Origin of the sequence: Mycobacterium sp. SM3041 (genome assembly GCF_039668335.1) — a bacterium.
GTDB lineage: Bacteria > Actinomycetota > Actinomycetes > Mycobacteriales > Mycobacteriaceae > Mycobacterium.
The window spans coordinates 187,586-212,586 of the sequence record NZ_JAYXBQ010000076.1 but is presented as its reverse complement, the minus strand read 5'-3'; the positions used below and the strand labels follow the sequence as shown (position 1 = coordinate 212,586).

At 67.3% G+C, this 25,001-nt stretch carries 26 protein-coding genes; 19 read left to right on the top strand and 7 right to left on the bottom strand.

Annotated elements, in window-relative coordinates; genetic code table 11:
* Window positions 1-45 precede the first annotated feature (45 nt).
* Window positions 46-1,590, bottom strand: a complete 1,545-nt coding sequence (locus VXD91_RS26560; protein ID WP_346416787.1) for a molybdopterin-dependent oxidoreductase — start codon at window positions 1,588-1,590, stop codon at window positions 46-48.
* A gap of 101 nt (window positions 1,591-1,691) precedes the next feature.
* On the opposite strand from VXD91_RS26560, the gene VXD91_RS26555 reads away from it, so the two are divergent.
* Window positions 1,692-2,744, top strand: coding sequence for a phosphotransferase family protein (locus tag VXD91_RS26555; RefSeq protein ID WP_346416786.1), 1,053 nt, complete (start codon window positions 1,692-1,694; stop codon window positions 2,742-2,744).
* Here the strand turns inward: VXD91_RS26555 and VXD91_RS26550 are convergent.
* Window positions 2,735-3,484, bottom strand: a complete 750-nt coding sequence (locus tag VXD91_RS26550; protein WP_212813700.1) for a sulfite exporter TauE/SafE family protein — start codon at window positions 3,482-3,484, stop codon at window positions 2,735-2,737. The genes VXD91_RS26555 and VXD91_RS26550 overlap by 10 nt on opposite strands.
* 105 nt (window positions 3,485-3,589) lie before the next feature.
* Here VXD91_RS26550 and VXD91_RS26545 point away from each other — a divergent pair, with 105 nt between their 5' ends.
* The 3 genes from VXD91_RS26545 (at window position 3,590) to VXD91_RS26535 (ending at window position 6,022) form a co-directional block, all read left to right on the top strand.
* Window positions 3,590-4,594 carry a DUF294 nucleotidyltransferase-like domain-containing protein gene (locus tag VXD91_RS26545; RefSeq protein ID WP_346416785.1) on the top strand — a complete coding sequence of 335 codons (1,005 nt, stop codon included), beginning with the start codon at window positions 3,590-3,592 and terminating at the stop codon, window positions 4,592-4,594.
* Window positions 4,594-5,385 (top strand): Fic family protein, encoded by a 792-nt coding sequence (locus tag VXD91_RS26540; RefSeq protein WP_212813705.1) that lies wholly within the window; start codon window positions 4,594-4,596, stop codon window positions 5,383-5,385. Before VXD91_RS26545 ends, VXD91_RS26540 begins: the two co-directional genes overlap by 1 nt.
* Before the next feature lie 154 nt (window positions 5,386-5,539).
* Window positions 5,540-6,022 (top strand): homocitrate synthase, encoded by a 483-nt coding sequence (locus VXD91_RS26535; protein WP_212813707.1) that lies wholly within the window; start codon window positions 5,540-5,542, stop codon window positions 6,020-6,022.
* 21 nt (window positions 6,023-6,043) lie between these two features.
* On the opposite strand, the gene VXD91_RS26530 is transcribed toward VXD91_RS26535, so the two are convergent.
* The gene (locus VXD91_RS26530) at window positions 6,044-7,525 is read right to left on the bottom strand and encodes a cytochrome P450 (protein ID WP_212813709.1); all 1,482 of its coding nucleotides are present in this window, start codon (window positions 7,523-7,525) and stop codon (window positions 6,044-6,046) included.
* Window positions 7,526-7,652: 127 nt separating this feature from the next.
* Between VXD91_RS26530 and VXD91_RS26525 the strand changes: the two genes are divergently transcribed.
* Together VXD91_RS26525 and VXD91_RS26520 are read left to right on the top strand one after the other, a co-directional pair.
* Window positions 7,653-8,285 carry a TetR/AcrR family transcriptional regulator gene (locus VXD91_RS26525; RefSeq protein WP_212813711.1) on the top strand — a complete coding sequence of 211 codons (633 nt, stop codon included), beginning with the start codon at window positions 7,653-7,655 and terminating at the stop codon, window positions 8,283-8,285.
* A 9-nt stretch (window positions 8,286-8,294) separates the two neighbouring features.
* Window positions 8,295-9,152: an SDR family oxidoreductase gene (locus VXD91_RS26520; RefSeq protein ID WP_346416784.1), complete on the top strand. Its 858-nt coding sequence runs from the start codon at window positions 8,295-8,297 to the stop codon at window positions 9,150-9,152.
* Window positions 9,153-9,170: 18 nt separating this feature from the next.
* Here VXD91_RS26520 and VXD91_RS26515 read toward each other — a convergent pair whose 3' ends face one another.
* Genes VXD91_RS26515 through VXD91_RS26505 form a run of 3 tightly spaced genes read right to left on the bottom strand, consistent with a single transcriptional unit; the run spans window position 9,171 to window position 11,936 of the window.
* Entirely contained in the window at window positions 9,171-10,331 is a 1,161-nt protein-coding gene (locus VXD91_RS26515; protein ID WP_346416783.1) for an AAA family ATPase, read from the bottom strand.
* Entirely contained in the window at window positions 10,331-11,359 is a 1,029-nt protein-coding gene (locus VXD91_RS26510; protein WP_346416782.1) for a DNA polymerase IV, read from the bottom strand. Before VXD91_RS26510 ends, VXD91_RS26515 begins: the two co-directional genes overlap by 1 nt.
* A gap of 1 nt (window position 11,360) precedes the next feature.
* A complete protein-coding gene (locus VXD91_RS26505) occupies window positions 11,361-11,936 on the bottom strand; it encodes a TetR/AcrR family transcriptional regulator (protein WP_051128618.1) in 576 nt (191 codons plus the stop codon).
* 162 nt (window positions 11,937-12,098) lie between these two features.
* Here VXD91_RS26505 and VXD91_RS26500 point away from each other — a divergent pair, with 162 nt between their 5' ends.
* The 7 genes from VXD91_RS26500 to VXD91_RS26470 all read left to right on the top strand — a co-directional run bounded on the left by VXD91_RS26500 (window position 12,099) and on the right by VXD91_RS26470 (window position 17,339).
* The gene (locus tag VXD91_RS26500) at window positions 12,099-12,638 is read left to right on the top strand and encodes an NAD(P)H-dependent oxidoreductase (protein WP_061001672.1); all 540 of its coding nucleotides are present in this window, start codon (window positions 12,099-12,101) and stop codon (window positions 12,636-12,638) included.
* 178 nt (window positions 12,639-12,816) lie between these two features.
* Window positions 12,817-14,100: a helix-turn-helix domain-containing protein gene (locus VXD91_RS26495; RefSeq protein WP_346416781.1), complete on the top strand. Its 1,284-nt coding sequence runs from the start codon at window positions 12,817-12,819 to the stop codon at window positions 14,098-14,100.
* A 117-nt stretch (window positions 14,101-14,217) separates the two neighbouring features.
* Window positions 14,218-14,763 carry an RNA polymerase sigma factor gene (locus VXD91_RS26490; protein WP_346416780.1) on the top strand — a complete coding sequence of 182 codons (546 nt, stop codon included), beginning with the start codon at window positions 14,218-14,220 and terminating at the stop codon, window positions 14,761-14,763.
* Window positions 14,760-15,467: a Rieske (2Fe-2S) protein gene (locus VXD91_RS26485; protein WP_346416779.1), complete on the top strand. Its 708-nt coding sequence runs from the start codon at window positions 14,760-14,762 to the stop codon at window positions 15,465-15,467. The genes VXD91_RS26490 and VXD91_RS26485 overlap by 4 nt, the downstream gene beginning before the upstream one ends.
* A 77-nt stretch (window positions 15,468-15,544) precedes the next feature.
* Window positions 15,545-16,021 (top strand): plastocyanin/azurin family copper-binding protein, encoded by a 477-nt coding sequence (locus tag VXD91_RS26480; protein WP_346416778.1) that lies wholly within the window; start codon window positions 15,545-15,547, stop codon window positions 16,019-16,021.
* On the top strand, window positions 16,018-16,959 hold the full coding sequence (locus tag VXD91_RS26475) for a metallophosphoesterase (RefSeq protein WP_346416777.1): 942 nt from the start codon (window positions 16,018-16,020) through the stop codon (window positions 16,957-16,959). The genes VXD91_RS26480 and VXD91_RS26475 overlap by 4 nt, the downstream gene beginning before the upstream one ends.
* On the top strand, window positions 16,956-17,339 hold the full coding sequence (locus VXD91_RS26470) for a hypothetical protein (protein ID WP_346416776.1): 384 nt from the start codon (window positions 16,956-16,958) through the stop codon (window positions 17,337-17,339). Before VXD91_RS26475 ends, VXD91_RS26470 begins: the two co-directional genes overlap by 4 nt.
* Window positions 17,340-17,342: 3 nt before the next feature.
* Here the strand turns inward: VXD91_RS26470 and VXD91_RS26465 are convergent, their stop codons facing one another.
* Window positions 17,343-18,002 carry a cutinase family protein gene (locus VXD91_RS26465; RefSeq protein ID WP_346416873.1) on the bottom strand — a complete coding sequence of 220 codons (660 nt, stop codon included), beginning with the start codon at window positions 18,000-18,002 and terminating at the stop codon, window positions 17,343-17,345.
* Window positions 18,003-18,890: 888 nt separating this feature from the next.
* On the opposite strand from VXD91_RS26465, the gene nrdH reads away from it, so the two are divergent.
* The 6 genes from nrdH (at window position 18,891) to VXD91_RS26435 (ending at window position 24,992) form a co-directional block, all read left to right on the top strand.
* On the top strand, window positions 18,891-19,130 hold the full coding sequence (gene nrdH, locus VXD91_RS26460) for a glutaredoxin-like protein NrdH (RefSeq protein WP_020104016.1): 240 nt from the start codon (window positions 18,891-18,893) through the stop codon (window positions 19,128-19,130).
* 32 nt (window positions 19,131-19,162) lie between these two features.
* A complete protein-coding gene (nrdI, locus tag VXD91_RS26455) occupies window positions 19,163-19,606 on the top strand; it encodes a class Ib ribonucleoside-diphosphate reductase assembly flavoprotein NrdI (protein WP_061000407.1) in 444 nt (147 codons plus the stop codon).
* A complete protein-coding gene (nrdE, locus tag VXD91_RS26450; protein ID WP_346416775.1) occupies window positions 19,573-21,741 on the top strand; it encodes a class 1b ribonucleoside-diphosphate reductase subunit alpha in 2,169 nt (722 codons plus the stop codon). Before nrdI ends, nrdE begins: the two co-directional genes overlap by 34 nt.
* Window positions 21,742-22,105: 364 nt before the next feature.
* Window positions 22,106-22,522 (top strand): NUMOD3 domain-containing DNA-binding protein, encoded by a 417-nt coding sequence (locus VXD91_RS26445; protein WP_346416872.1) that lies wholly within the window; start codon window positions 22,106-22,108, stop codon window positions 22,520-22,522.
* Window positions 22,519-23,643, top strand: coding sequence for a threonine synthase (locus VXD91_RS26440; protein WP_346416774.1), 1,125 nt, complete (start codon window positions 22,519-22,521; stop codon window positions 23,641-23,643). The genes VXD91_RS26445 and VXD91_RS26440 overlap by 4 nt, the downstream gene beginning before the upstream one ends.
* Window positions 23,644-23,741: 98 nt before the next feature.
* Window positions 23,742-24,992, top strand: a complete 1,251-nt coding sequence (locus tag VXD91_RS26435) for a saccharopine dehydrogenase NADP-binding domain-containing protein (protein WP_346416773.1) — start codon at window positions 23,742-23,744, stop codon at window positions 24,990-24,992.
* Window positions 24,993-25,001: the final 9 nt, after the last annotated feature.

The following is a 25,001-nucleotide window of genomic DNA, read 5'->3' as shown; positions in this document are numbered from 1 at the left end:
TAATGATGCGGATCCCGCTCGCCAACTGAATATTTCGGACAACGGTCAGGCGACGGTGAAGGGCACCGAGTGCCAGCCCGTCGCGCCGTCGGGGACCGCGCCGGCGACCTCAGACGTCTGCAGCGCGCCGGTGTTGTCGGTGGCACGCACGGTGATGGTGTGGCGCCCGGGCTGGTCTGCCTGCCACGTGTAGCTCCACAGCCGCCAGGTGTCGTTGGAGTACGCGGCGCCCAGCGTCGCCGGTCGCCACGGGCCGTCGTCGATGCGGACCTCCACGGCACGCACCCCGCGGTTCTGCGCCCACGCGACGCCGCCGAACGTCGCGGTACCCATCGGCACCGCGGACCCGGCGCGCGGCACGTCGATGCGTGACTCGGTCTTGATGGGCCCGTGCGCGGACCACCCCAACTTCGTCCAATAAGCCTGGGCCCGGTCGAATCTGGTGAGTTCGAGGTCGACGACCCATTTCGTCGCCGAGACATAGCCGTACAGACCGGGAACCACCAGCCGCGCCGGGTAGCCGTGCTCTGTCGGCAGCGGCTCGCCGTTCATGGCGACGGCGACCAACGCGTCGCGGTTGTCGGTCAGTGCCTCGACGGGCGTCCCCGCGGTGAACCCGTCGATGGACTTGGACAGCACCATGTCGGCGTCCGCGTGGACACCGGCCCGCGCCAGCAGGTCGCGCACGCGGTAGCCGGTCCAGGTGGCGTTCGATATCAGGTTGCCGCCTACCGGGTTTGACACGCAGGTGAGCGTGACCACCTTGTCGATCGCCTCGAACTGCGCCAGTTCATCGAATCGGAAGGTGACTTCGCGATCGACCATCCCGTGGATCCGCAGCCGCCAGTCCTGCCGCTGTACCTGCGGGACGGACAGTGCCGTGTCGATGCGGTAGAAGTCGGCGTTCGGCGTGATGAACGGGGGCAGGTCCACCCCGCCGGGTTGCACGTCGGGCGGTATCGGCGGTCCGGGAAGCTTGGCTGCCGGCGGCGTGTAGGCGCTGCGGTCACCCGCAACCGACGACGCGGCGCGGCCCAGCACTGTCCCGATGACCCCGGCCAGCGTGCCGGCGGCCAGGAAGCCCAGCGCCGCCAGCGACCGGCGGCGGCCGGGATCGGTATCTGTATCCGCCTCCGATTCCGGGGCCGGGGCCGGGGCCGCGGAACCGAGGCGATCGGAGACCAGCAGTCGCAGTACCGCGATGCCCGCGGCCGCGCCGACGAGCGACGGGGCGACGTCGAGCGGTCTGGCACCGGTGCGGGAGAGCACCGCGGCGGCGCCCAGCACGCCCGCCAGCGCCAGGGCGATGCTGCCGAGCTTCCGGTCCTCGAATTGTGCTGTCACCATGGCGATCAGCGCGATGGCCACGAGCACGGCCACGGTCAGGAACAGCTTGTCGTTGGTGCCGAAGGTCTGGATCGCCCACTCTTTGAGTGGTCCCGGGGTCAGGTCGATCACCACCGACCCGACGGCGGTGCGGGAATCGGCATGTGGCCCAAGCGGAATCGTCAGGAGCGCCGCGACACCGAGCGCCACGGCCGCGGCCGCCAGTCCGGCCAGCGATCGGTGCGGGTCCAGTCGAAGTGCCACACATTCACAGTACGGCGCAGCCGCTGCGCCGACGCCAAATGAAAACGGATCGTAAGAATTGGCTGCCCGTTCGGCCGATCCCGGGCCAGAATCACTGCATCATGCAGCCGACTCTGACCGACCGTGACCGAGACATCGTCCAGAACTGGATCCGCGCCGAGGGGCTGGGTGAGCACGTCACCGCCGTCGAGCCACTGACCGGCGGCACTCAGAACATCGTGGTGCGACTGCACATCGACGGTCGCCCCGTGGTATTGCGCCGCCCGCCCCTGCATCCGCGGCCGACCAGTGACAAGACCATGCTGCGCGAGATCGCCGTACTGCGGACCTTGGCCGGAACCGCGGTGCCGCATCCCGCTTTCATCGCCGGTTGCGAGGATCCGTCGGTGCTGGGTGTCGTCTTCTATCTGATGGCCGAGGTCGACGGCTTCAACCCCGGCGAGGAACTCTCGCCGGCCTACGCCGCCGACGCCGGTCTGCGACACGACGTCGGCCTGTCGTACGCGGGAAGCCTGGCACAGCTGGGCAATGTCGCCTGGGACGGCAGCCCGCTGGCGGCCATCCGCAAGCCGGGATCGTTTGTGGCGCGGCAGGTTCCGCAGTTCGTCGGGTTGTTGCAGAGCTACCGCCACGAGCACTACGACCCCGAATCGCTCGACGGTGTCGAGCAGCTGGCGACCTGGCTGACCGACAACCGGCCACCCGATGGCGAGCCCGGCATCATGCACGGCGACTGTCACCTCAACAACGTCATGCTGCGCCACGACCGGCCGGAGCTCGCGGCGTTCGTCGACTGGGAGATGTGCACCGTCGGCGATCCGCTGCTGGATCTGGGCTGGATGCTGGTGTGCTGGCCGACCGCGCCCAATGCCATCGTCGTCGGCGCCGCGCTGGCGGAGGCCGGTGGCCTGGCCGGTCGGGACGAACTGCTGGACGCCTACCTCGCCGCGGGCGGCCGCCGCACCGAGCACCTGGACTGGTACATCGCGATGGCGTGCTTCAAATTGGGCATCGTGATCGAGGGCACCTGGTCGCGGTTCCTGGCGGGCCTGGCCGACCGCAAGGCGGGGGAGAAGCTGCATGCCTCGGCCACCGAGCTGATTCACCTGGGTGTCCGGGTTGCCAAGGGCGACAACCCGTTCGCCTACCGGTAGGCGTCGTAGCCCAGCTTGACGGCCAGCGCCAGGCCGGCCAGCGCGATGGCCAGCCGCAGCGGCGTCGCCGGTGCGTGGCGGACGACGACAGGACCGAGTCGCGAACCCACCAGGCACCCGATGCCCAGTGGCACCACGGCAATCCAGTTCACCGGCGCCAGCGCGATGAAGCCCACGGCGGCAACACCATTGGCCACACCGAGGATGACGTTCTTCGCGGCGTTGGCGTGGGCCATCGACTCGCTGCCGCTGTGCAGCAGCAGTGCGAGCAGTACCACGCCGGCGGCAGCGCCGAAATAGCCGCCGTACAAGCAGATTGCGAAGATCGCGGCGGTGATGAGCATCGAACGCCAGCGGCCGGGCTCGTCGTCCGCGCCGCGGCGTTGGGGGATGGCGATGGTGACCGAGGACAGCCCGAGCAGTATCGGGACCACCACCTCGAATCCTTCGGCGGGAAGCGCCAGCAGCAGTGCGGCCCCGACCGCGCCGCCGAGGGCGGCGGCCGGCAGCATCCGGCGCAACCATGGACCCATGCCCTCGAGTTCGGGAAGCGAACCCCACACCGATCCGATGGTGTTGAAGGTCAACGCGACGGTGTTGGTCACGTTCGCCGCCACCGGCGGCAGCCCGGCCATCAGCAGGGCCGGGTACGTCGCGACGGACGCCAGCCCGGCGATACTCCCGGTCAGGCCGCCTATGACACCGGCGACGAGCAGAAGTGACGCATGCTGCCAGCTCATCGCGGCAAACCCTACAACCTCGCGATTTGTGCACGAAAATCCGCGTTGACCGCGGAAAAGCGTGCACGAAACGCGGAGGTAACTGTCGTCCGATAGAAACATGGCATGTCCTCGGCTGATCTCGGTGTCGACGCCGCCCTCGCCGCGATCCACGCGGCCGGCGGCGAGGACGCGCTGCGGTCGGGAATCGAACTGGGCCTGCAAGCGGTGCGGGCCGCTGCGCGCGCATCTGCGCCGGCCGCTGGGATCGCGGCCGCATGGTCGCAGGTGCTCCGGTCCGGCGTTGCCGCGGCTGTCCGGCTGACGCCCGGACCGTCCTGCTCGTGGTTCGTCTCCGGCAGCTTCGCGCGGGGCGAGGCAATGGCCGGATCCGACGTCGAGACCCTGGTCGTGCTGGCGGACGATGCCGCGCGCGACGACGCGCTGGCAGCGGCAGCGCAGGTGCATGCTGTGCTGGAGCGGTGCGGGGTGCGCGCCGACGCCAACGGGGTGCTGGCCAGCCGGCCGCGGTTCTGCCGGACGGCGGACGCCTGGTCCGACGGCATCGCGCACTGGACGTCCGACCCGCGGGAGGACCGCGGCGTGGTGATGACCGGAGTACTGGCCGACTCCCGTGCCGTCCATGGAGCCGACGACGGGGTGACCGAGGACCTCCTGCGCGCGCAGGTGGTGCGCGCCGCCGTCGACCACTATCCGGCCCGTCAGTACCTGCTGCAGGACGCCACGACGTTCCGCGCGTCGTTTCCGTCCCGGCTGCGCATGCTGGCCAGTCAGTCCGACACCGTCGACCTGAAGCCGACGGTCGTCGATCCGCTGGTGAAGATCGCGCGGTGGGCCGGGGTGTCGGCAGGTGCCACCGCGCTGTCGACGCCGAGCCGGCTCGATGCGGCGCAGGCGGCGAATGTGCTTGATGCCGAAGATGTTTCGGTGCTGCAGGACTGCTTCGCCGCCATGGTGAGATTCCGGTGGACGTCCCGTGCGGGTGGCGATCAGGTGGTGCTGTCCGAACTTCCGCCACAGGAGCGGGCCATGCTGCGCAGCGTCGCCCGTGAGGTGGCCGGCATCAGCCGCAAGCTGACGTACCTCGCCTCGACATCGGCGTTCCGCTGATGGAGACGAGCTTGCTGGCCCACCACGCGGTGCAGCAGACCCTGGCCGCCCAGCGCATCGAAGGCTGGGAACCCCAGCCCGCCCACATCGTCGAGTTGGGTGCGCTGGCTTCCGGTGCCGTCGAGTTCGACGATTACCTGGCACGGTGCCGTGCGCAGTATCCGCCGACGCTCGAAAAGCGGCGCCGGTTCCTCCGGCGCCGGGCGCCGTACCTGATCCCCGGAACATCGGTGCTGCGCAACAACTTCGGCATTCAACACGGACCGGACCTGGCAGCCGTGGAATTCCAGGTGACGGCGGGCCGTATGGTGCTGTGGCACTGTCGGCAATCGGCGACCGAGACGGAGATCGACGTCCGAGCCATGCACCGCGAGCTGTTCGGTGACGTGTACGAGTGGGCGGGGGAGCTGCGCACCGTCGACATCCGCCGCGGTGACTCGGCGTTCACCTGGCAGGTCGACGTCGCCGCCGGGTTGGCCGAAATCGAGCTCGCGGCAACGGCATTGGCGGACGTCGGCGCCGAGTTCGGCAACCCGAGGCTGGCGTGGGAACTGTCCCGGATCTACGCCCGGTACAACCAGATTCACCCGTTCCGGGAAGGCAACGGACGCACCGGGATGCTGCTGCTGCACGCGCTCGCCGGCCGGTGCGGCCGGCAACTGGACTTCACCGGTGTCAGCCGTGCCGCCTGGTATGCCGCGGCGCGGGACAGCATGCCGCTGCACCGCGACGGGCGCCTCAGCCACCGGCCGTTCCTGTGGCTGCTCAACCCGGCGGTGAAATCGTCTTGACCCGAGGCGCGGTCGCGGACTAACCTCGGCGACCATGCTTCACATGCTCGTAGTAGCCAGTACCCACAGCGGGGTCTGATCCTGACCGACCCCTCGCTGTGGGTCGGACGCTACTACCTGTCGGTCACTTCTTTCGAGCAGAAAAGACCGACGCATGTTCACCTCCACCGCCATCTCCACCACGTCGCGTTTCGCGGATCTGTTTGACCGCCCGGTGCCCCGTGACCTGCGCGAACACGCCGAAACCATGTGTCACGACACCTTCGTCGACCACTACGGTCACCAAGGTGGCCCGGTCCGTCTGGGCAGTTGGGACACCGCGGGCGACGACGACCGTCGCCGCGGTATCACCGCCCCGCGCCGGTACCGCGCCAGCATCGCCGTCGGCGACCGCATCGCGACCTCGACGGCCACCGCGACCGGCCCTGTCGCCGCGCTGACCGCGATGCTGCACGAGCGCGGCATGGCCGTCGAGATGATCAAGTTCCATCAACTGCCCGCCGTCGGCGGCGGCATCGCGACCTTCATCCACGGCAGCGACGGCGTGCGTGCGGAGTGGGCCATGGGCTGGGCCCGCGACCCGGTCCAGTCCGCGTTGCGGGCGATGATCGCGTGCGCGAACCGGCTGCACGCCTAGACCGGCACGCGTCCCGCGTGGTCAGCGAATGGGGCGCAACACGATCGGCATGCCGTCGACCGGTACGGCCATGCCGCCGTAGTCGTACCAGGGCTCGTAGCCGGGGTGGGTCAGCTCCAAGCGGTACTGGCGCAGCAGCCGGTGCATCACGGTCTTGATCTCCAACTGCCCGAAGACCATGCCGATGCACTTGTGCGCACCACCACCGAACGGTGCGAAGGCGTAGCGATGCGCCTTGTGCTCGCTGCGCGGCTCGGCGAACCGTTCGGGATCGAACCGCATGGGGTCGGTCCACAGTTCGGACAGGCGGTGGTTCATACCGGGCCACGTGACGACGTCGGTTCCGGCCGGGATGTAGTAGCCCAGCAGTTCGGTGTCCCGGACCGCGCGGCGGAAGTTGAAGCCCAGCGGCGTCTGCAACCGCAGCGACTCGTTGATCACCAGGTCGTAGGTTTCCAGCTTCTCCAGTGCCTCGATGTCCAGCGGCGCGTCACCGATGCGCTCCGACTCCTCGCGCAGTTTGTCCTGCCACTGCGGGTTGGCGGCGAGGTGGTAGGCCATGGTCGTCAGAGTCGACGTCGTGGTGTCGTGCGCGGCCATCATCAGGAAGATCATGTGCGCGACGATCTGGTCGTCGGTGAAGGTCTGCCCGTCTTCGTCCTGCGCGTGACAGAGCACGCTGAACATGTCGGTGCCCTCGGAGCGGCGCTTCTCGGCGATGGAGCCGGAGAAGTAGTCCTCGAGCGTCTTGCGGGCCTGGACGCCGCGCCACCAGGCGAAGGGGCGCACCGGTTTCCGGATGATCGCGTTGCCGGCCCGGGTCGTGGTGGTGAAGGCCTGGTTGATGGTGGTGACGAGCTTGTGGTCGGTTCCCGCGGGGTGTCCCATGAACACCTCGGACGCGATGTCGAGCGTCAGCTCCTTGACCGCCGGATGGAACAGGAATCGGGGATCGTTGGCCACCCAGTCGTTGGCCAGCACCTTGGTCGCCACGGAATCGATGTGGGACACGTAGCCCGTCAGCCGCGAACGGGTGAACGCCTCCTGCATGATCCGGCGGTGGAACATGTGCTCATCGAAATCGAGCAGCATGAGGCCGCCCTCGAAGAACGGCCCGATCACCGGATCCCAGGCGCGCTGCGAGAAGTCCTTGTTGCGGTTCGAGAACACGGCCTGCGTCGCGTCCGGTCCCAGCGCCATCACGGCCGGCAGCGCGGGCGTCTGCGCGTAGTACAGCGGCCCGTGCTTGCGGTAGAGCGACAAGACGTAGTCGGGACCGCCCCGGAACACCTCGATCAGGTGGCCGATGATCGGCAGTCCCGAGTCGCCCATGATCGGCTTGAGGTCGCTGCCGGCCGGGGGCTGGGCGAGAGCGAACTGCTCCCACTCGGTGGCCAGCAGACGCTGCTCGATGATCCCCATCCCCGGCACCGTGACCGGCGTCGGCTTGAGTCGCCGCATGGCCTGGTCGAGCAGGTAGTTCGGGGTGCTGATAGTCGCCATCCAGGGTTTCCTGTCTGCTCTTGACACATGTTTGTGGTGAAAGTCACCACCTATCGCCATCTTCGCTGCCATACTTGACGCGTGTCAAGTTTTGAATTGGTGTGTCGGCGATGACATCGTGAGCGCCATGAGCGCTGAAGTCGAGACGGCCGACAAGGGCCGCAGTCGAGGCGACAGGCAACGCGACGCCATCGTCAACGCAGTCCGCGAGCTGCTGGAGGAGCGGCCCTTCGCCGACCTGTCCGTCAGCACCATCAGTGCGCGCGCCGGCGTCGCGCGGTCGGGTTTCTACTTCTACTTCGACTCCAAGTACTCCGTCCTGGCCCGGATCGTGTCCGAGGCGATGGAGGAGCTCGACACGCTCACCCACAACTTCGCGCCGCGCGAGCCCGACGAGTCGCCGGCGTCCTTCGCGAAGCGGATGGTCGGCAGCGCGGCCGCCGTCTTCGCCATCAACGATCCGATCATGGCGGCGTGCACCATCGCGCAGAACACGGACGCCGAGATCCGTGACCTGATGGCCGACTTCGAGGACGGTGTGATCGACAAGATCGTCGGGCTCGTGGAACAGGACGCCGGCCGGCGCCCGATCTCCGACGACCTGCCGGCATTGGTTCGCACGTTGGTATCGACGACGGCCTACACGCTGTCGCGCGACAGCGCCTACATCGGGCGCGGCGGCGACCCGCAACGCGCGCTGGACATCGTGGAACGACTGTGGCTCACCGCGTTATGGGGTGGCGGCGACCTGCCTGTGTAGGGTCGGGCCATGACGCGGTGGAGCGGCTACGCAGGCAAGCGGTGTTTCGTGACGGGGGCGGCCAGCGGTATCGGCCGGGCGACGGCGCTCAAGCTGGCCCAGCAGGGCGCGGTCCTCTATCTGACCGACCGTGACGCCACCGGGCTGGAACAGACGGTCGCCGACGCGCGGGCACTCGGCGGGGAGGTGGCCGAACACCGCGCGCTGGACATCTCCGACTACGACGCCGTGGCGGCCTTCGCCGCGGACATCCACAGCCGGCACGAGCCCATGGACGTGGTGCTCAACATCGCCGGAATCTCGGCCTGGGGCACCGTCAGCACCCTGACCCATCAGCACTGGCGCTCGATGGTCGACGTCAACCTCATGGGGCCCATCCACGTCATCGAGACGATGGTGCCGCCCATGGTGGCCGCCGGCCGCGGCGGGCGGCTGGCCAATGTCTCGTCGGCGGCGGGCATCGTCGCGCTGCCGTGGCACGCCGCGTACAGCGCCAGCAAGTACGGCCTGCGCGGGGTCAGCGAGGTGCTGCGCTTCGACCTGGCCCGCCACCGCATCGGGGTGTCGGTCGTGGTGCCCGGCGCGGTGAAAACGCCTCTGGTGCAGACGGTTCAGATCGCGGGTGTGGACCGCGACGATCCGCAGGTGCAGCGCTGGGTGGCCAGGTTCGCCGGACACGCCGTCTCGCCCGAGCAGGCCGCCGACAAGCTGCTGTCCGGGGTGGCCAAGAACCGGTTCATGATCTACACGTCGCCCGACATCCGGGCGCTGTATCTGTTCAAGCGCCTGGCCTGGTGGCCCTACAGCGTGTCGATGCGGCAGGTGAACGTATTGTTCACCCGCGCTTTGCGGCCGAAGCGGCGCTGAATCCAAAACCGCTGAGCCTCAGCGCTTTCCCCAGTCCCATGGCGGCGCCGTGAGCATGGTCTGGCCGTCGATCTGGGTTTCGCCCCACTGCTTGATCAGCTCGACCTCGCTCGCGTCGCACGCGGCCAGCCGCTCGCGCAGCCGTGCCGAGTGGGTGACGACGACGACCTGCGTCTTGCGTGCGGCGGCGGCGATCATGTCCGCCAGTGGGCCCACCAGGTCGGGGTGCAGGGATGTCTCCGGCTCGTTGAGCACCATGAGCGCCGGCGGCTGCGGTGACAGGAGGGCGGCGCCCCAGAGCAGGAACCGCAGTGTGCCGTCGGACAATTCGGCCGAGCGTAGCGGACGGAGCATGCCGCGTTGGTGCAGCTGCAGCTCGAACAACCCGCCGTCGGAGCTCACCGATATCTCGGCGCCGTCGAACGCATCGCCGACCGCCCGTGGCAGGTCGTCGAACCCGGCTTCGAGGATCGTCTGCACGGCGGCGGCCAGGTCGTTGCCGTCGTTGCTCAGCACCGGTGTCCGGGTGCCGACCTGGCGCCGGCGGGCCGGCGCGTCCCGGTCGACGCGGAAGCCGTCGTAGAAACGCCAGTCGCGCAACCGATCCCGTACCGCGGCGAGCTCGGGCAGCGCCTCGGGATTCGCGTATTCGGCCAGGACGCTGCGGTAGCTGGGCAGGGCGCGCGTCAGCTCGTCGAAGCCGCGGCCCGAGTCGGAGGCCACCTCGGCATACGTCCGGGTGCGACGGACCAGCGCGCCGCTGGGCCGGGGAGAGCGCCCGGCGAAGACCGTCTCGCGTTTGATCTCGGGGTCCTGCCCGAACATCGAGTTATGGCCCGGGTCCTGTGGCAGCCCGAGGTCGATGAAATAGCCGAAATCGGTTGCCGCGAAGCCGAGTTCGAGTGACACCGGCCGGGTCCTGCTGGTGCCCTCGGTGGTGCCGGTGCGCCGCGCGCCGCTGGTGTTTTCCGGGCCGGCCCACAGCACCGACTGCAACCCGCCCTCGCGGGCCAGGGATCCGATCACCTCGCCGCGTCCGCAGTCGGCCAGCAGCCCCAGCGCCCGGTACACCGAGGACTTGCCGGTGCCGTTGGCTCCGGTCACCACGGTCAGCTCCGACAGCGGCAGGACGATCTCGCGCAGCGACCGGTAGCCCCGGATGGCGATGGTGGTCAGCACTACCGTGGCATCTCCAGTTCCAGCCGTACTCCGAGCAGTCGCACCGGCCGGTCCAGTTCGAAGTCGTGCAGCAGGTCGATCGCGGTCCGCGTGATCGTCTCCAGATCGGTACCGGCCACCGGTAGCTTGCGGATCTTGGTGCGGGTGAAGAACGTTTTGGTCCGCAGGGTCACGGCGACCCGGGTGACGATGCGGCCCTGCTCGACGATCTCGTCCAGGGTCTGGCGGGCCAGATCACGGACCGCGGCGTCCATCTCGGCGATGTCGGTGAGGTCCTGCGGGAACGTCACCACGTGGCTGCGCGAGCGCGGCACCCACGGTTCGGCCGTCACGTTGCTGTCGCCGCCGCCCTTGGCGAGCAACAGAATCCACAGGCCGGTGGTCGGTCCGAACGTCGAGGTGAGCAGCTCGGCGTCGGTGCGGGCCAGCTCTGCGACTGTGGTGATATCCAGCTCGGCGAGCTTCTTCGCGGTCTTGGGGCCCACACCCCAGAGCGCGTCGACCGGCCGGTCGCCCATGACGGCCATCCAGTTCTCGGCCGTGAGCGCGAAAACCCCGGCCGGCTTGCCGAATCCGGTGGCGACCTTGGCCCGCTGCTTGTTGTCGCTGATGCCGACACTGCACGACAGGCCGGTCTCGGCGGCGATCACGGTTCGAATCTTCTCGGCGAGTTCGAACGGATCAGCCACGGCCGCACCGACATACGCCTCGTCCCAGCCCCACACCTCGACCGGGTGTCCGAGGTCGCGCAGCAGGCCCATGACCTGTTCGGAGGCCTCGTCGTAGGCGGGCGCATCCGAGGGCAGGAAGACGGCCTCGGGGCATTTGCGGGCGGCGGTGCGCAGCGGCATCCCGGCATGGACGCCGAATTCCCGTGCCTCATAGGACGCGCACGTGACCACCTTGCGTGGTTCGGTGGGGTCGCCGCTGCCGCCGACGATGACGGGCAGGCCGACCAGCTCGGGGTGACGGCGCAATTCGACAGAAGCCAGGAACTGGTCGAGGTCGACGTGCAGTACCCACGTCATCTCAGGTCCCGCAAAGCTTGCGCGCCACGCTTTCCCACGCATCGCCCTGTGCCTGCAGGCTGTGGCCGAGATCGTCGAGCTGATGGCTGATGTAGTCGGCGTCGAGAAGGGCCAGCAGGGCATCGGTCTGGGCGTCCAGGTCTCCCGTGGTGCCGGCGGTGTGCAGCAGCATCCGGACGTGGGTGCGGTGGACGGCGGCCGCGGCCCCGAAGCGGCTCTGCGGATCACGCCCGGCGTCGGAGAGCAAGGCACGGTGCTGCCAGGCGAACTGCAGCCGGTCACGACCGTAGGCGAGCAGTCGTTCCAGCGGCGGGGCGCCGGGACCCAGCGGAGGTGGGCCGAACATCATCGCGTTCTGCTCGACCTGTTCGTCCTCGTCGAGGAGCACGAGCATGAGGCCGGCGCGGCTGCCGAACCGGCGAAATAGGGTGCCCTTGCCGACGCCGGCCTCGGCCGCGATGTCGTCCATGGTGACGGCGTCCGAGCCGCGCGCGGCGATGAGCCGGCGGGCCGCGTCGAGAAGCAGGAGCCGGTTGCGCGCTGCATCCCCGCGTTCGACCGGCGCAGCCGGACTCATCGGCAGACCCGCCAAGGGCAGGTTCGTGGGCCGCAGTTGCGCCACCCCGTCGCTCATGAAAAAACTTTAACTCAGCCGGAATGAATCGGACCGTAGTCCGGTTGACCCATGCGAGGATCGGTTCGCGGGAACCGTCCACAGAGACAAGCTAGGGGAAAGAAAATGGCAGATACCAAGGTCCTGGTCCTGGTCGGCAGCCTCCGCTCGGCCTCGCTGAACCGCCAGCTCGCCGAGGTGGCAGTGGAATCGGCTCCGGAAGGCGTGACGGTACGCGTGGCGGACGGCCTCGGCGACCTGCCGTTCTACAACGAAGACATCGACAACGACTCGGTTTCCGAGTCGGTCGTCGCGCTGCGCCAGATCGCGGGCGATGCGGACGCGATCCTGGCCGTGACCCCGGAGTACAACGGCACCATTCCCGCCGTCCTGAAGAACGCGATCGACTGGCTGTCGCGCCCGTACGGCGCCGGCGCCGTCTCCGGCAAGCCGCTGGCGGTCATCGGTACCGCGCTCGGACAGTACGGCGGGGTGTGGGCACACGACGAGAGCCGCAAGTCGTTCGGCATCGCCGGCGCGGATGTCGTCGACGTCAAGCTGTCCCTGCCGGCATCGGCGTTCGACGGCAAGCACCCGCGCGAGGCGGCCGAGGTGGTCGACAGCGTGCGTGGCGTGGTTGCCAAGCTGGCCGCCGAGGTCGGCTGAGCGCACCGCGACTGAGCATCAGGGCCGTCGGTATCCGGGAACGGATGCCGACGGCCCTGACGCTGTGCGGCCGCTGCGCGCGACCGCGGCGAAATATCCGGCAGCTGTCGCCCTTCGGGGACAAACGGACTGACGACGAACTACGGTTTGGGAGTGACCGGGAAAACAGGCAGTTGACGTGGCCGGTGGCGCAGACCGCACCGGCGCAGGTGACGCGCTGACGCACGCGGTGGCCGAAATCGGCACCCGATTGGACGCTCGGCTCACCGACATCACGCGCTCGATCTCGGAGCTGCTGGTGTCCGATATCGCCGAATTGCGCGGCGAGGAACAACTTCAGCTGATCCTGGCCGATTCGGTGGCGGCCAACGTCGATGCGTTCTTCGCCGCGGCCCGGCACGGTATCTCGATCGATCTCCTGCATGCCCCGGCGGCCGCGATCGAACACGCGCGCCGGCTGGCGCAGCGGGACATCTCGGCCAACGTGCTGGTACGGTCGTACCGGCTCGGTCACAAGGCGGTACTGAAAGAGGTCCTGGACGAGGTCCGGGCCGCGGGCCTCGAACCGCAGCTGGCACTGGACGTCTTCGACGTGATGTCGACGATTTCGTTCAACTACATCGACCGGATCTCGCAAGAGGTCGTCGAGGTGTACCAACACGCTCGGGAGAGCTGGCTGGAGAACCGAAACAGCGTACGTATCACAGAGATTCGCGATCTACTGGCCGGCGGCGACGTCGATGTCGACGTCGCGACGGTGGCGATCCGGTACCCGCTGCAGCGCACCCATCTCGCGGTGGTGCTGTGGTGCGACGACTCGGAGGATCGGCTCGCCGAGATGGAGCGGCTGATCCAGCAGTTCGCCGCATCGATCGGCGCGACAGACTCGCCGCTGTTCATCTCGGTCGACCGGGCCACGGCGTGGGCCTGGGTCGCGGTGCCCGCGGCAGTGATCGGGGAGGCGGTGACGTGGCTCGGGAGCCTGGTACCGGCCGACGGGCCATACGTGGCCGCCGGCACTCCGCAGTCGGGCGTCGCCGGATTCCGGCTGTCGCACCGGCAGGCCGAGGACGCCCGCGCCGTCGCGGTGGCGTCGGGTCCGCAGCGGCGCCGGTTCACGGCGTTCGGCCACCGCGGCATCGCGCTCGCGGCCCTGCTGGGGTCCAATGTCGAGGCGCTGTCGGCGTGGGCCACGGAAGTGCTTGGCCCACTGGCCTGTTCGACAGACAGTGACCAGCGTCTGCGTGAGACACTGCAGGCCTTCCTCAAGGCGGGCGGCAGCAACAAGGCCGCGGCCGAAGAACTGCACCTGCACACCAACTCGGTGAAGTACCGGGTACAGCGGGCGATCGAACGCCGGGGCCGGCCCATCGAGGACGACCGGCTCGACGTGGAGGTCGCGTTGCTGCTGTGCAGCCTGTTCGGTGACCGGCTGCTGGACCCGGCGGCTGACGGCGGGTGATGCCTGGTGAGCACGGGTCACGTTCGCGCCCACTGCCCGCGGTGTAACCCCGGCGGCTATCTACTTGTCGAAGTGGTCCCGGGGTGTGCCGGGCCGCACCGATGAGACGGGGCCAATGTGTCTGCACAGCGTGACCCTGTGCACCGACCCCCGCTGCGCGTGGTCTCGTCGGATTCCCGGTATCCCGACTGGGAATCCGTCTATCAGGACAACGCGACGTGGGTGTACCGCACGATCTACGCGCGGGTCGGCAACCAGGCCGACGCCGAGGACCTCACCGCCGAGGTGTTTCTCGCCGCGCTGCGACCGTTGCGGCTGACGGCGAGTGCCGCCGAGGTGCGGTCCTATCTGCGCAGTACCGCGCGTACGGTGCTCGCCGCGCACTGGCGCGAGACGATGGGGCGGGAGATCACCTGCATCGACCTCGATATCGAGGCGCCACCGGAAGTCGAGGAGTCCATCAGCACCGCGCCGGACCGTGTCGCCGCGGTGTTGGACGCCCTGCCGGACAACTATCGACGCATACTGGAGCTGCGATTTCTCCAGACCAGGTCGATCAAGGAGTCCGCAGCCGAGCTCGGTGTCAGCGTCGCCAACGCAAAGGTGTTGCAACACCGGGCCTTACGGCTGGCGGCACAGATCAACGAGAAGGGCGAGCCATGAACGCGCGGGGGTTGCGCCGGTACCTCGACGATCTGCTGCGCGGACGCAAGCCGTCGGGATTCACGCCCGACGACTTCGATGCGGCGCAGATGCGGACGGCGATCGACCTGCAGGCGGCGCGGCCCGGCGCCGACGAGCCGCGTCCGGAATTCCTCGCCGATTTACAGAGCAGGCTCGCCGCACAGTTCGACGGCGAAGAAGCGGCGGCACCGAAGCCCGGCCGGCTGCGCGCCAACCGCCGTCAGGTGATCGTCGGGACCTCCGCGGCCGCCAGTGCCGCCGTCGCGGCGGTGGCCGTCGACCGGGCGTTGGTGGGCCGCAGCGCGTCTGACAAGCAGGACGCCGCGAGCCAGGAGTTGGTCCCGACCGCGGGAACATGGCAGAAGGTCGCCGACAGCTCCGAAGTGTCGGAGGGGGCGGTGCATCCGTTCGACCTCGGCTCGGTCGTGGGATTCGTGCGCCGGGTCGACGGGAATGTGCAGGGCATCTCGGGCGTCTGCACGCATCAGGGCTGCCGGCTCTGGTTCGACGGACCTGACAACCGGCTGCGCTGCCCGTGCCATTCGACGTCCTTCGCCACCGACGGGCACGTGCTGACCCATCAGTTGCCCATAGCGCCGAAACCGTTGCCCACGTTCGAGGTTCGTGAGGTGAGTGGCGTGATCGAGGTATTCGCGCCGTCCCCGCCGAGCTGGCCGGCCTGAGTCGTGTAACCCGCCACCGTATCTGTTGGTGAGGGTGCGCAGGCGCACCCGTACCCGACGACCACGGAGGTCCCGTCGTGTCGCGACGATCTCTGGTTGCGCTCACCGGCGCAGTCCTGCTCCTGTCCGCATGCACCTCGACCGCACCGCAGCAAAAAGCTGCACCCACACCGGTTTTCAGCTCCGACGTCAGTGGGACACCCGGGATGAACGGAGCCGGCGCCGGCTCCGGACCCACCATGGGTTCCACGGGGTCGATGACCATGTCCCCGCCCGAACCGGGCCACCAGGCGCCGATGCCGGCGGGTCCGAACGCGGTCAACATCGACAACTTCGCCTTCGCGCCCGACACCCTGACGGTGCCCGCCGGAACGACGGTGACGTGGACCAACCACGACGAAGACCCACACAACGTCGTCGCCGAAGGTGGTCAGTTCCGCTCTCCGACAATGGGTTCCGGCGCCACCTTCAGCTACGTCTTCGCGGCGCCCGGCACGTACACCTACGTCTGCGGCATCCACCCCTTCATGCACGGGACGGTGGTGGTCCGATGACCGAGAACACGGCTCAGGGTGACCCGCAACAGATGAACCGTCGCCAATTGCTCCGGCACACCGCGTGGTTCGGCGCCGCTGTCGGCCTGTCGGTGGTCGGCGGGGAAGTGCTGTCGCACGTCGCGGGCAGCAGCTCGTCCGCGCCGGCGGCACCGCCCACGCTGCGCTTCGCCCAGGTCAGCGACAGCCACATCGGCTTCACCGGCGCCGCCAACACCGACGTCGCCGGCTCGTTCACCCATGCCATCGACACCGTCAACAACCTGGGCTACACGCCGGATTTCGTCATCCACACCGGCGATCTGACGCATCTGGCCACCCCCGAGCAGTTCGATCAGGTCCGGCAGATGATGACCGGACTGCGCACTCCGCACGTGTTCACCGTTCCGGGGGAACATGATTCGGCCGACGACGCCGGCACCAAATACCGGCAGGCGTTCGGTGCGGGCACCCGCGGCGACGGCTGGTACAGCTTCGACATCGCCGGCGTGCACGTCATCGCACTGGTGAACACGCTGAACCTCAAGAAGCTCGGCCACCTCGGCGTCGACCAGCTCGAGTTCGTGGAGAAGGACGTCGCCGGCCTGTCGAGTGATACGCCGATCGTGGTGTTCAGCCACATCCCGCTGTTCGCGATGTATCCCGACTGGGGCTGGGGGACTGACGACTCCGCCCAAGCCTTGAGCTATCTCAAGCGGTTCGCATCCGTGACCTGCCTCAATGGTCATGTGCACCAGGTGTTTTCCAAGACCGAGGGCAACATCACCTTTCACAGCGGCACGACGACCGCCTATCCGCTGCCACATCCCGGCGACGGCCCGGCACCCAAGCCGCTGACGCTGCCGGCCGGCAAGCTGCACGACGCGCTCGGTATCCGTGAGGTGAGTTACCAGACCGGTCAGCACACGCTCGCGCTCAAGGAACGGACCCTGCTGTGACTCTTGTCTACCGTCTGGTGCTCGCCGCGGCCATGGTTGTCAGCGGCGGTGTGCACGCGTACCTCTACCTGCACGGTTGCGGCCACATCCCGACGGTCGGCACCGGCTTCCTGGTGCAGGCGGCGATGTTCTGCAGTGTGGGCGTGCTGATCCTGGCCGGCGGTCCGGCGTGGTTCCTCTGGGTCGCCGGGTTGCACTCGGCCGGCGCGCTGGGAGCGTTCGCGCTGTCCCGCACCGTGGGTTTGGCCGGCTTCGTCGAAAGAGGCTGGGAACCAGCGCCTTACGCACTGGTGAGCGCTGTTGCCGAGATCGTGGCCGTGCTGGCGGTCGCCGCCTGGGTGGTGCAGACGTCGCGGCAGCGATCAACTGCGGGCGAGTGACGACTACAGTCGGCCGGCCGCGAACTGTGCCGCTTGGGCGACCATGCCGTTGGCGATGTAGGAGTTGTGCGCGGCGGTGGGCTGGCCCGGGGGTGCACCGTTACAGATGGTGTCGCCGCTCGCACACTGATCGATGGTCTTGGGCGCGTACAGCGGGCCGATGGTGATCTGCGGCGCGCCGGCGTCGCCGAGGAACCGATTCGAGGGCTTCCCGAACAGCGCCACGGCCGCGACGTGACCGGCCACCTCGGGTGGCATCGGCGGTGGGACGAAGGCCGCCGGCACGCCCGGCGGGATGTCGGCTGCTGTGGTGAACGCGGCCACTGCCGCGCCCTGGGAGAAGCCACCGAGCACCATCTTGGTGGCGGGGCACGTGGCCGCCACCGCCTGAATGTGGTTGGTAGCGTCGCGGATTCCGTCGATGACGGTGAGCGCGAACTGGACGCCATCGTTGAAGTCGGCACTGGCCTGGTAGTTCACCGGATAGACGCTGACCGATTTGGTGCCGCTCTTGGCCCGCACGGCGTCGACGAAGGCCTGGCCGATGCCGCCGACACCCGGCGGTTCGCCGGTGCCGCGGGCGAAGATCACCTCGGCGTCCGGGCAGGCGTCCGCGGTGGCCGCCGGGGCCGGTGCGGCCACCAGGGCCAGCACGCCGGACATCAGGGTGAACACGCTCGTGAGCCCGCGGGTGCCGAGCCGGCGGCGCACGTTCGGGGTGTCAGCGCAATCCAAAGAGTGCATGGCGAACCTCTGCGTCGTTTCGTCGTTTCGGGATGCCGATTGCCTGATTGCGATAGTACGCAGCGAGTTGGCGCCGGCTTTTTCATGTGGGATGCGCGCAGGCCGCTGTCGGCGGGGCGGGGGGCATCGGTGGCGTTCGGGCCGCCGCGAACGGTCGGGCTGTTCGGATTCGTGGAGACGGGCTGGGAGCCGGTACCGTATGCAGTCCTCAGTGCGGTCGCCGAAGCGGTGGCAGTACTGGCGGCGGGGGTGTGGGCAGTGCGCGCCACGCGGGGGTGGCAGATCACATTTGTCACGTTCGTCACGCGGGTCCCACGGCTGTGGCATCCGTCGCGCGGAAATCGGCGTAGCTGGCGACTTCCGTCCGGCCGAGCCCGGCGCGTCGCGGACGGCGCGCCGCCGGAACTTGTCGGTGCCTGGTGCTAAACCAGTAGTTGGAGCGCGACACGCCCCCGGGTGTGATGTGCGACACGCCGAGCGAGTGTCTCGGATTCGGCCTTACGACCTGGGAATTTCACGAATGTTGTTCAGAACATCTTGTATCTGTTCGGTTTGTCGCCCACTAGGTGTAGTGTTTGACGGACCGACAGGCCCCCACAATTCGAGGGTCGGCCGGGGCCGGAAAGTCAGTCCGACGGGGATTCTCGGACGTGCTGACCGAACGGCCCGGGGCGACCGGAGATGCGGGAATTTCAGGGGTTGCCGGGCCGCTGATCCAGATGGGGATATCAGCGGAAAGCGCTACCCCGTCAGTTGCCAGCCATGTTCAGTTCAGCTTCCAGGCCTTCGAAGAGGAGTCGTACCGAGATGACCGTCACCGTGTACACCAAGCCGGCATGTGTGCAGTGCAACGCCACCTACAAGGCGCTGGACAAGGCGGGCATCGCTTACGAGAAGGTCGACATCAGCATCGATGACGAAGCTCGCGAGTACGTGCTGGCACTCGGTTACCTGCAGGCCCCGGTCGTCGTGACCGACAGCGAGCACTGGTCGGGCTTCCGTCCCGACCGGATCAAGGCGCTCAGCACCGTGGCGGTCACCGCCTAACAAGCAACCAACCGGGGGAGGAGAAGGAAACAGTGAGCAATCTCGTCTACTTCTCCAGCGTGTCGGAGAACACCCACCGCTTCGTCCAGAAGCTGGGCATCCCGGCCACCCGCATCCCCCTACACGGCCGTATCGAGGTCGACGAGCCCTACGTGCTGGTGCTCCCGACCTACGGCGGCGGACGTGCCACCCCGGACATCAACGACGGTGGCTACGTACCGAAGCAGGTCATCGCCTTTCTCAACAACGAACACAACAGGTCGTTGATCCGCGGCGTTATTGCCGCGGGCAACAACAACTTTGGTGCTGAATTCGCGTACGCGGGCAATGTGGTCTCTCGTAAGTGTGGTGTTCCGTACCTCTATCGCCTTGAACTCATGGGAACCCCGGACGACGTCATCGCCGTTCGTGAGGGTCTGGAAGATTTCTGGAAGGAACTCTCGTGCCACCAACCGTCACAGCTGCAGAACCGGTAGCCGCCACCACGCACGCACTGCCCGGTGAGAGCGACTACCACGCTCTCAACGCGATGCTCAACCTGTACGACGCGGACGGCAAGATCCAGTTCGACAAGGATGTGCTCGCGGCGCGGGAGTACTTCCTGCAGCACGTGAACCAGAACACGGTGTTCTTCCACAGTCAGGACGAGAAGCTCGACTACCTGATCGAGAAGGAGTACTACGAGCGCGAGGTGCTCGACCAGTACAGCCGCAACTTCGTCAAGCAGCTGCTCGACCGGGCCTTCGCCAAGAAGTTCCGCTTCCCGACGTTCCTGGGCGCGTTCAAGTACTACACCAGCTACACGCTGAAGACGTTCGACGGCAAGCGCTACCTGGAGCGCTTCGAGGACCGCGTCGTCATGGTCGCCCTCACCCTGGCCGCCGGTGACACCGAACTGGCCGAGAAGCTCGTCGACGAGATCATCGACGGCCGGTTCCAGCCGGCCACCCCGACGTTCCTCAACTCGGGCAAGAAGCAGCGCGGCGAGCCCGTGTCGTGCTTCCTGCTGCGCATCGAGGACAACATGGAGTCCATCGGTCGCTCCATCAACTCGGCGCTGCAGCTGTCCAAGCGCGGCGGCGGAGTTGCGTTGCTGCTCAGCAACATTCGCGAGCACGGCGCGCCGATCAAGAACATCGAGAACCAGTCCTCGGGCGTCATCCCGATCATGAAGCTGCTGGAGGACTCGTTCTCCTACGCCAACCAGCTCGGTGCCCGTCAGGGTGCGGGTGCGGTGTACCTGCACGCGCACCACCCGGACATCTACCGCTTCCTCGACACCAAGCGCGAGAACGCCGACGAGAAGATCCGCATCAAGACGCTCTCGCTGGGCGTCGTCATCCCGGACATCACGTTCGAGCTGGCGAAGAAGAACGAGGACATGTACCTCTTCTCGCCGTACGACGTCGAAAAGGTCTACGGACTGCCGTTCGCCGACGTCAACGTCACCGAGAAGTACTACGAGATGGTCGACAACGGCGCCATCCGCAAGACGAAGATCAAGGCGCGCGAGTTCTTCCAGACGCTCGCCGAGCTGCAGTTCGAGTCGGGCTACCCGTACATCATGTTCGAGGACACGGTGAACCGGGCCAACCCGATCGACGGCAAGATCACGCACTCGAACCTGTGCTCGGAGATTCTGCAGGTGTCGACGCCGTCGCTGTACAACGACGATCTGTCCTACGCCAAGGTCGGCAAGGACATCTCGTGCAACCTGGGCTCGCTGAACATCGCGAAGGCCATGGATTCGCCGGACTTCGCGCAGACCATCGAGGTGGCGATTCGTGCCCTGACCGCGGTGTCGGATCAGACGCACATCTGGTCGGTGCCGTCGATCGAGCAGGGCAACAACGACTCGCACGCCATCGGCCTGGGACAGATGAACCTGCACGGCTACCTGGCTCGTGAGCAGATTTACTACGGCTCCGAAGAGGGCATCGACTTCACCAACATCTACTTCTACACGGTGCTGTTCCACGCGCTGCGCGCCTCGAATCGCATTGCGATCGAACGCGGTACGAAGTTCGGTGGGTTCGAGAAGTCGAAGTACGCCTCGGGTGAGTTCTTCGACAAGTACACCGACCAGGAGTGGGTGCCGAAGACCGACAAGGTCCGCCAGATTTTCGCCGATGCCGGCATTCACATTCCGACGCAGGACGATTGGCGTTCGCTGAAGGAGTCGGTGCAGGCGCACGGCATCTACAACCAGAACCTGCAGGCCGTCCCGCCGACGGGCTCGATCTCGTACATCAACCACTCGACCAGCTCGATCCACCCGGTCGCGTCGAAGATCGAGATCCGCAAGGAAGGCAAGATCGGCCGCGTCTACTACCCGGCGCCGTACCTGACGAACGACAACCTGGAGTACTACCAGGACGCGTACGAGATCGGCTACGAGAAGATCATCGACACCTACGCCGCGGCCACTCAGCATGTGGACCAAGGACTTTCGCTGACGCTGTTCTTCAAGGACACCGCCACGACGCGTGACGTCAACAAGGCGCAGATCTACGCCTGGCGCAAGGGCATCAAGACGCTGTACTACATCCGGTTGCGCCAGATGGCTCTGGAGGGCACGTCCGTGGAGGGTTGCGTCAGTTGCATGTTGTAGTGATTGTTCGCTGACAGCGGGTTTCGTGACGGGTAGAACTCCGACCGGAGGCCTGATCTATGGGGTCAGGCTCCGGTCGGAGTCCGTTTATCGCTATGTCGGCCTCACAACAAAAACCGCGCAAGTACGCCTGCGACAGCATCTGAAAGTTGCTTGGGACGGGAGAAAAACGCCGTTCTACGACTGGTTGCGAAAGCAACAGCGTGACGACCTGGTCGTGGACCCGCTGGACTGGACAGACGGTCTCGACGAGCTAGGCGAGGCCGAGATTGCGTGGATAGCGCTTCTTCGGCAGGAGGGGCATCCACTGTTGAACTTGTCGGACGGCGGGCTCGGACCGACAGGCGTTGTGTGGACCGCGGAGATGCGGGAGGCAGCGAGGATTCGATCGACCGGTCGTAAGATTCCCAGCCGATTCGGTGAGGATGCGCCGTTCTATCGAGGGGAACACTCCGCGGAGCAACGAGCGAAGTGGTCGGCCGCACGTAAAGGAACGAACGTTGGTGCTGACAATCCGAATTTCGGGAAGTTCGGTGCTGATCACCCCAGCTTCGGTCATGTGATGTCGGAAGAGGCTAAGGCCAAGCTTTCAGAGCAGCGGAAAGGCGCCGGAAACCCGAATTTTGGTCGCAGTGCCAGTGCGGAAACGCGCGCCAAAATGTCAGCGGCCCGAAAGGGCCGGCCCATGCCGTCGAGCAAGCGCAGTGCGCATACGAGGTACCACACAAATCGCGGAGTCAAGAAAGACACGTGCCGGTACTGCAATGAAGAGTCGAGTTGAGTCGACCGCGCCTCGTCGACCGCAGCGGGCACCGGTATCCCGCTGACCAACCCCGCTGGCGTGGTGACGACGGCAGCCCGTTGGTCTTCGAACCGCTGCCGGGTATCGGCCGCGCGCAGATCGACACCGCGGTCAACTCTCAGTGGCGTTACCGCGCGGCGCTGCCAAATCCCCTGGCGCACATCGACCCGGTGACGCTCGGTGAGGGTCGGACGCCGTTGATCACCCGGACCTTCGACGGCATCGACGTCAGCCTGAAGGTCGAGTCCATGAACCCGACCGGCAGTTTCAAGGATCGTGGCGTCGCGGTGATGGTGACTGCCTTGCGTCACCAGGGCATCGAGCGCGCGCTTGAGGATTCCAGCGGCAACGGGGGATCCTCAGTCGCGGCCTACTGTGCGGCGGCGGGGATCGAAGCCCACATCCTCGTGCCGGCCGCTACCTCGCCGAACAAGATCGTGCAGAGCCGGTGGCACGGTGCGCACATCGAATTGGTTTCCGGCACAAGGCAGGAGGTGGCGGACGAGGCCGTCCGCCGAGCCGGAACAACGTTCTATGCAAGCCACAACTGGCACCCGTATTTCCTGCAAGGCATCAAACTGATCGCTTACGAGATTTGGGAAGACCTCGGATTCCGTGCTCCCACTGCGGTTCTCGTTCCTGCCGGTGCCGGCAGCCTGGTCCTCGGGTGTGCCATCGGATTCGGCGAGCTGCACCGGGCCGGCGCGATCGACCGAATGCCACGGATCCTCGTCAGCCAGCCACGGAATTGCTGTCCGCTCGTCACGGCCATCGAGCAGGGCCGGGATGAGGCCGTCGAACACCAGTGGTCGGAGACCGTCGCCGAGGGAACGGCCATCGCGAAGCCGGTGCGGGACCGCGAAGTGCTGCAGGCGATTCGGGACACCCGTGGGACTGCCGTGGCGGTGCCGGAAGACGAGTTGCTGCCCGTGGTGGGGGAGCTCGCCAGGGCCGGGCTGTTCGTCGAACCCACCAGTGCCCAGGTTCTTCCCGCGCTGCGTCGGCTCCAGGCGGCCGGCGCGATCGACGCCGCGGACACGGTCGTCGCAGTCCTCACCGGTTCGGGGCTGAAGGCCGGTCACCTGCTGACGACGGTGTGACGGCACACCGGACAGGCACGGCCGGCCCACGCTAATTCTGACCATGATTCATGTCACATTTCAATTGTGACGTGGTTCGCTCAGGTAATTTCCGGGCCATGGCTCAGCGCGAATTCGACCTCGTCCTCTACGGCGCCACCGGGTTTGTCGGCAGGCTCACCGCCGAATACCTGGCCAAGGCGGGTGGGTCGGCCCGGATCGCGCTGGCCGGCCGATCGGCGGACAAGGTGCGCGCGGTACAGGAGTCACTGGGGGAGGCGGCCCAGAACTGGCCGATCATCGAGGCTGACGCCGGGTCGCCGGCGTCCCTGCTGGCGATGGCCGCGCGCACCCAGGTCGTCATCACTACCGTCGGGCCGTACACCCGCTATGGCCTGCCACTCGTGGCGGCCTGTGTGGAAGCCGGCACCGACTACACCGACCTCACCGGTGAGACCCCGTTCATCCGCGCCAGCGCCGAACAGTTCCACCGGCAGGCCGCCGACGCCGGTGTCCGGATCGTGCACTCCTGCGGATTCGATTCGGTCCCTTCCGATCTCACCGTCTACGCCCTCTACAAGCGGGCGAAAGCTGACGGGGAGGGCGAGCTCACCACGACGAACATGGTGGTGCAAAAGTTCGTCGGCGGGGCCTCCGGCGGCACGCTCGCCTCGATCCTCGAAGCGCGACGCACCATGTCTGCCGACGCCGCCGTCCGCAACGCGATGCTCGATCCCTACACACTGAGCACCGATCGCGGCGCCGAACCCGATTTCGGCCGTCAGACCGATACCCCGTTGCGGCGCGGCAACCAGATCGCCCCCGAACTCGAGGGCAGCTGGACCGGTGCATTCATCATGGCGGCGGAGAACTCGCGAATCGTGCGGCGTAGCAACGCACTTCTGGACTGGGCGTACGGGCGCAAGTTCCGGTACGCCGAGCAGGTAAGCGCCGGCCCTTCGGTACTCGCGCCAGTGCGTGCGGCAGTCTCGACGGCGGCCCTTGCCGGGCTGTCTGCGGTGGGCAGCCGCTACGCCGACACGGCGCCCGCGCGGTTCTTCGAACGCCTCCTGCCCAAGCCCGGCACCGGACCGAGCGAAAGTGCCTTGAGCAAAGGGCAATACCGCATCGAGACCTACACGACCACGACGACCGGGGCCCGGTACCGGGCCGTCATCGCCCAGCAGGGCGACCCCAGCTATATCGCGACCGCAGTCCTGCTGGGTGAGAGCAGTCTCGCGCTCGCACTGGATCGCGACAAGCTCTCGGATCTGCGTGGGGTACTGACCCCGGCGGTGGCACTGGGCGATGCGCTGATGGCCCGCCTGCCCGCGGCCGGGGTGACGTTCGAGACCGCCCGCCTGAACTGAGTGCGGGCT

Coding starts and splice junctions, on each gene's coding strand:
- VXD91_RS26500 (WP_061001672.1), top strand. CDS start 12,099: ATGGCAGATACCAAGGTCCTGGTCCTGGTCGGCAGCCTCCGCTCGGCC.
- VXD91_RS26545 (WP_346416785.1), top strand. CDS start 3,590: ATGTCCTCGGCTGATCTCGGTGTCGACGCCGCCCTCGCCGCGATCCAC.
- VXD91_RS26540 (WP_212813705.1), top strand. CDS start 4,594: ATGGAGACGAGCTTGCTGGCCCACCACGCGGTGCAGCAGACCCTGGCC.
- VXD91_RS26465 (WP_346416873.1), bottom strand. CDS start 18,002: ATGTCCGGCGTGCTGGCCCTGGTGGCCGCACCGGCCCCGGCGGCCACC.
- VXD91_RS26525 (WP_212813711.1), top strand. CDS start 7,653: ATGAGCGCTGAAGTCGAGACGGCCGACAAGGGCCGCAGTCGAGGCGAC.
- VXD91_RS26520 (WP_346416784.1), top strand. CDS start 8,295: ATGACGCGGTGGAGCGGCTACGCAGGCAAGCGGTGTTTCGTGACGGGG.
- VXD91_RS26475 (WP_346416777.1), top strand. CDS start 16,018: ATGACCGAGAACACGGCTCAGGGTGACCCGCAACAGATGAACCGTCGC.
- nrdH (WP_020104016.1), top strand. CDS start 18,891: ATGACCGTCACCGTGTACACCAAGCCGGCATGTGTGCAGTGCAACGCC.
- VXD91_RS26435 (WP_346416773.1), top strand. CDS start 23,742: ATGGCTCAGCGCGAATTCGACCTCGTCCTCTACGGCGCCACCGGGTTT.
- VXD91_RS26530 (WP_212813709.1), bottom strand. CDS start 7,525: ATGGCGACTATCAGCACCCCGAACTACCTGCTCGACCAGGCCATGCGG.
- VXD91_RS26505 (WP_051128618.1), bottom strand. CDS start 11,936: ATGAGTCCGGCTGCGCCGGTCGAACGCGGGGATGCAGCGCGCAACCGG.
- VXD91_RS26550 (WP_212813700.1), bottom strand. CDS start 3,484: ATGAGCTGGCAGCATGCGTCACTTCTGCTCGTCGCCGGTGTCATAGGC.
- VXD91_RS26485 (WP_346416779.1), top strand. CDS start 14,760: ATGAACGCGCGGGGGTTGCGCCGGTACCTCGACGATCTGCTGCGCGGA.
- VXD91_RS26510 (WP_346416782.1), bottom strand. CDS start 11,359: ATGACGTGGGTACTGCACGTCGACCTCGACCAGTTCCTGGCTTCTGTC.
- VXD91_RS26555 (WP_346416786.1), top strand. CDS start 1,692: ATGCAGCCGACTCTGACCGACCGTGACCGAGACATCGTCCAGAACTGG.
- VXD91_RS26535 (WP_212813707.1), top strand. CDS start 5,540: ATGTTCACCTCCACCGCCATCTCCACCACGTCGCGTTTCGCGGATCTG.
- VXD91_RS26445 (WP_346416872.1), top strand. CDS start 22,106: ATGCGGGAGGCAGCGAGGATTCGATCGACCGGTCGTAAGATTCCCAGC.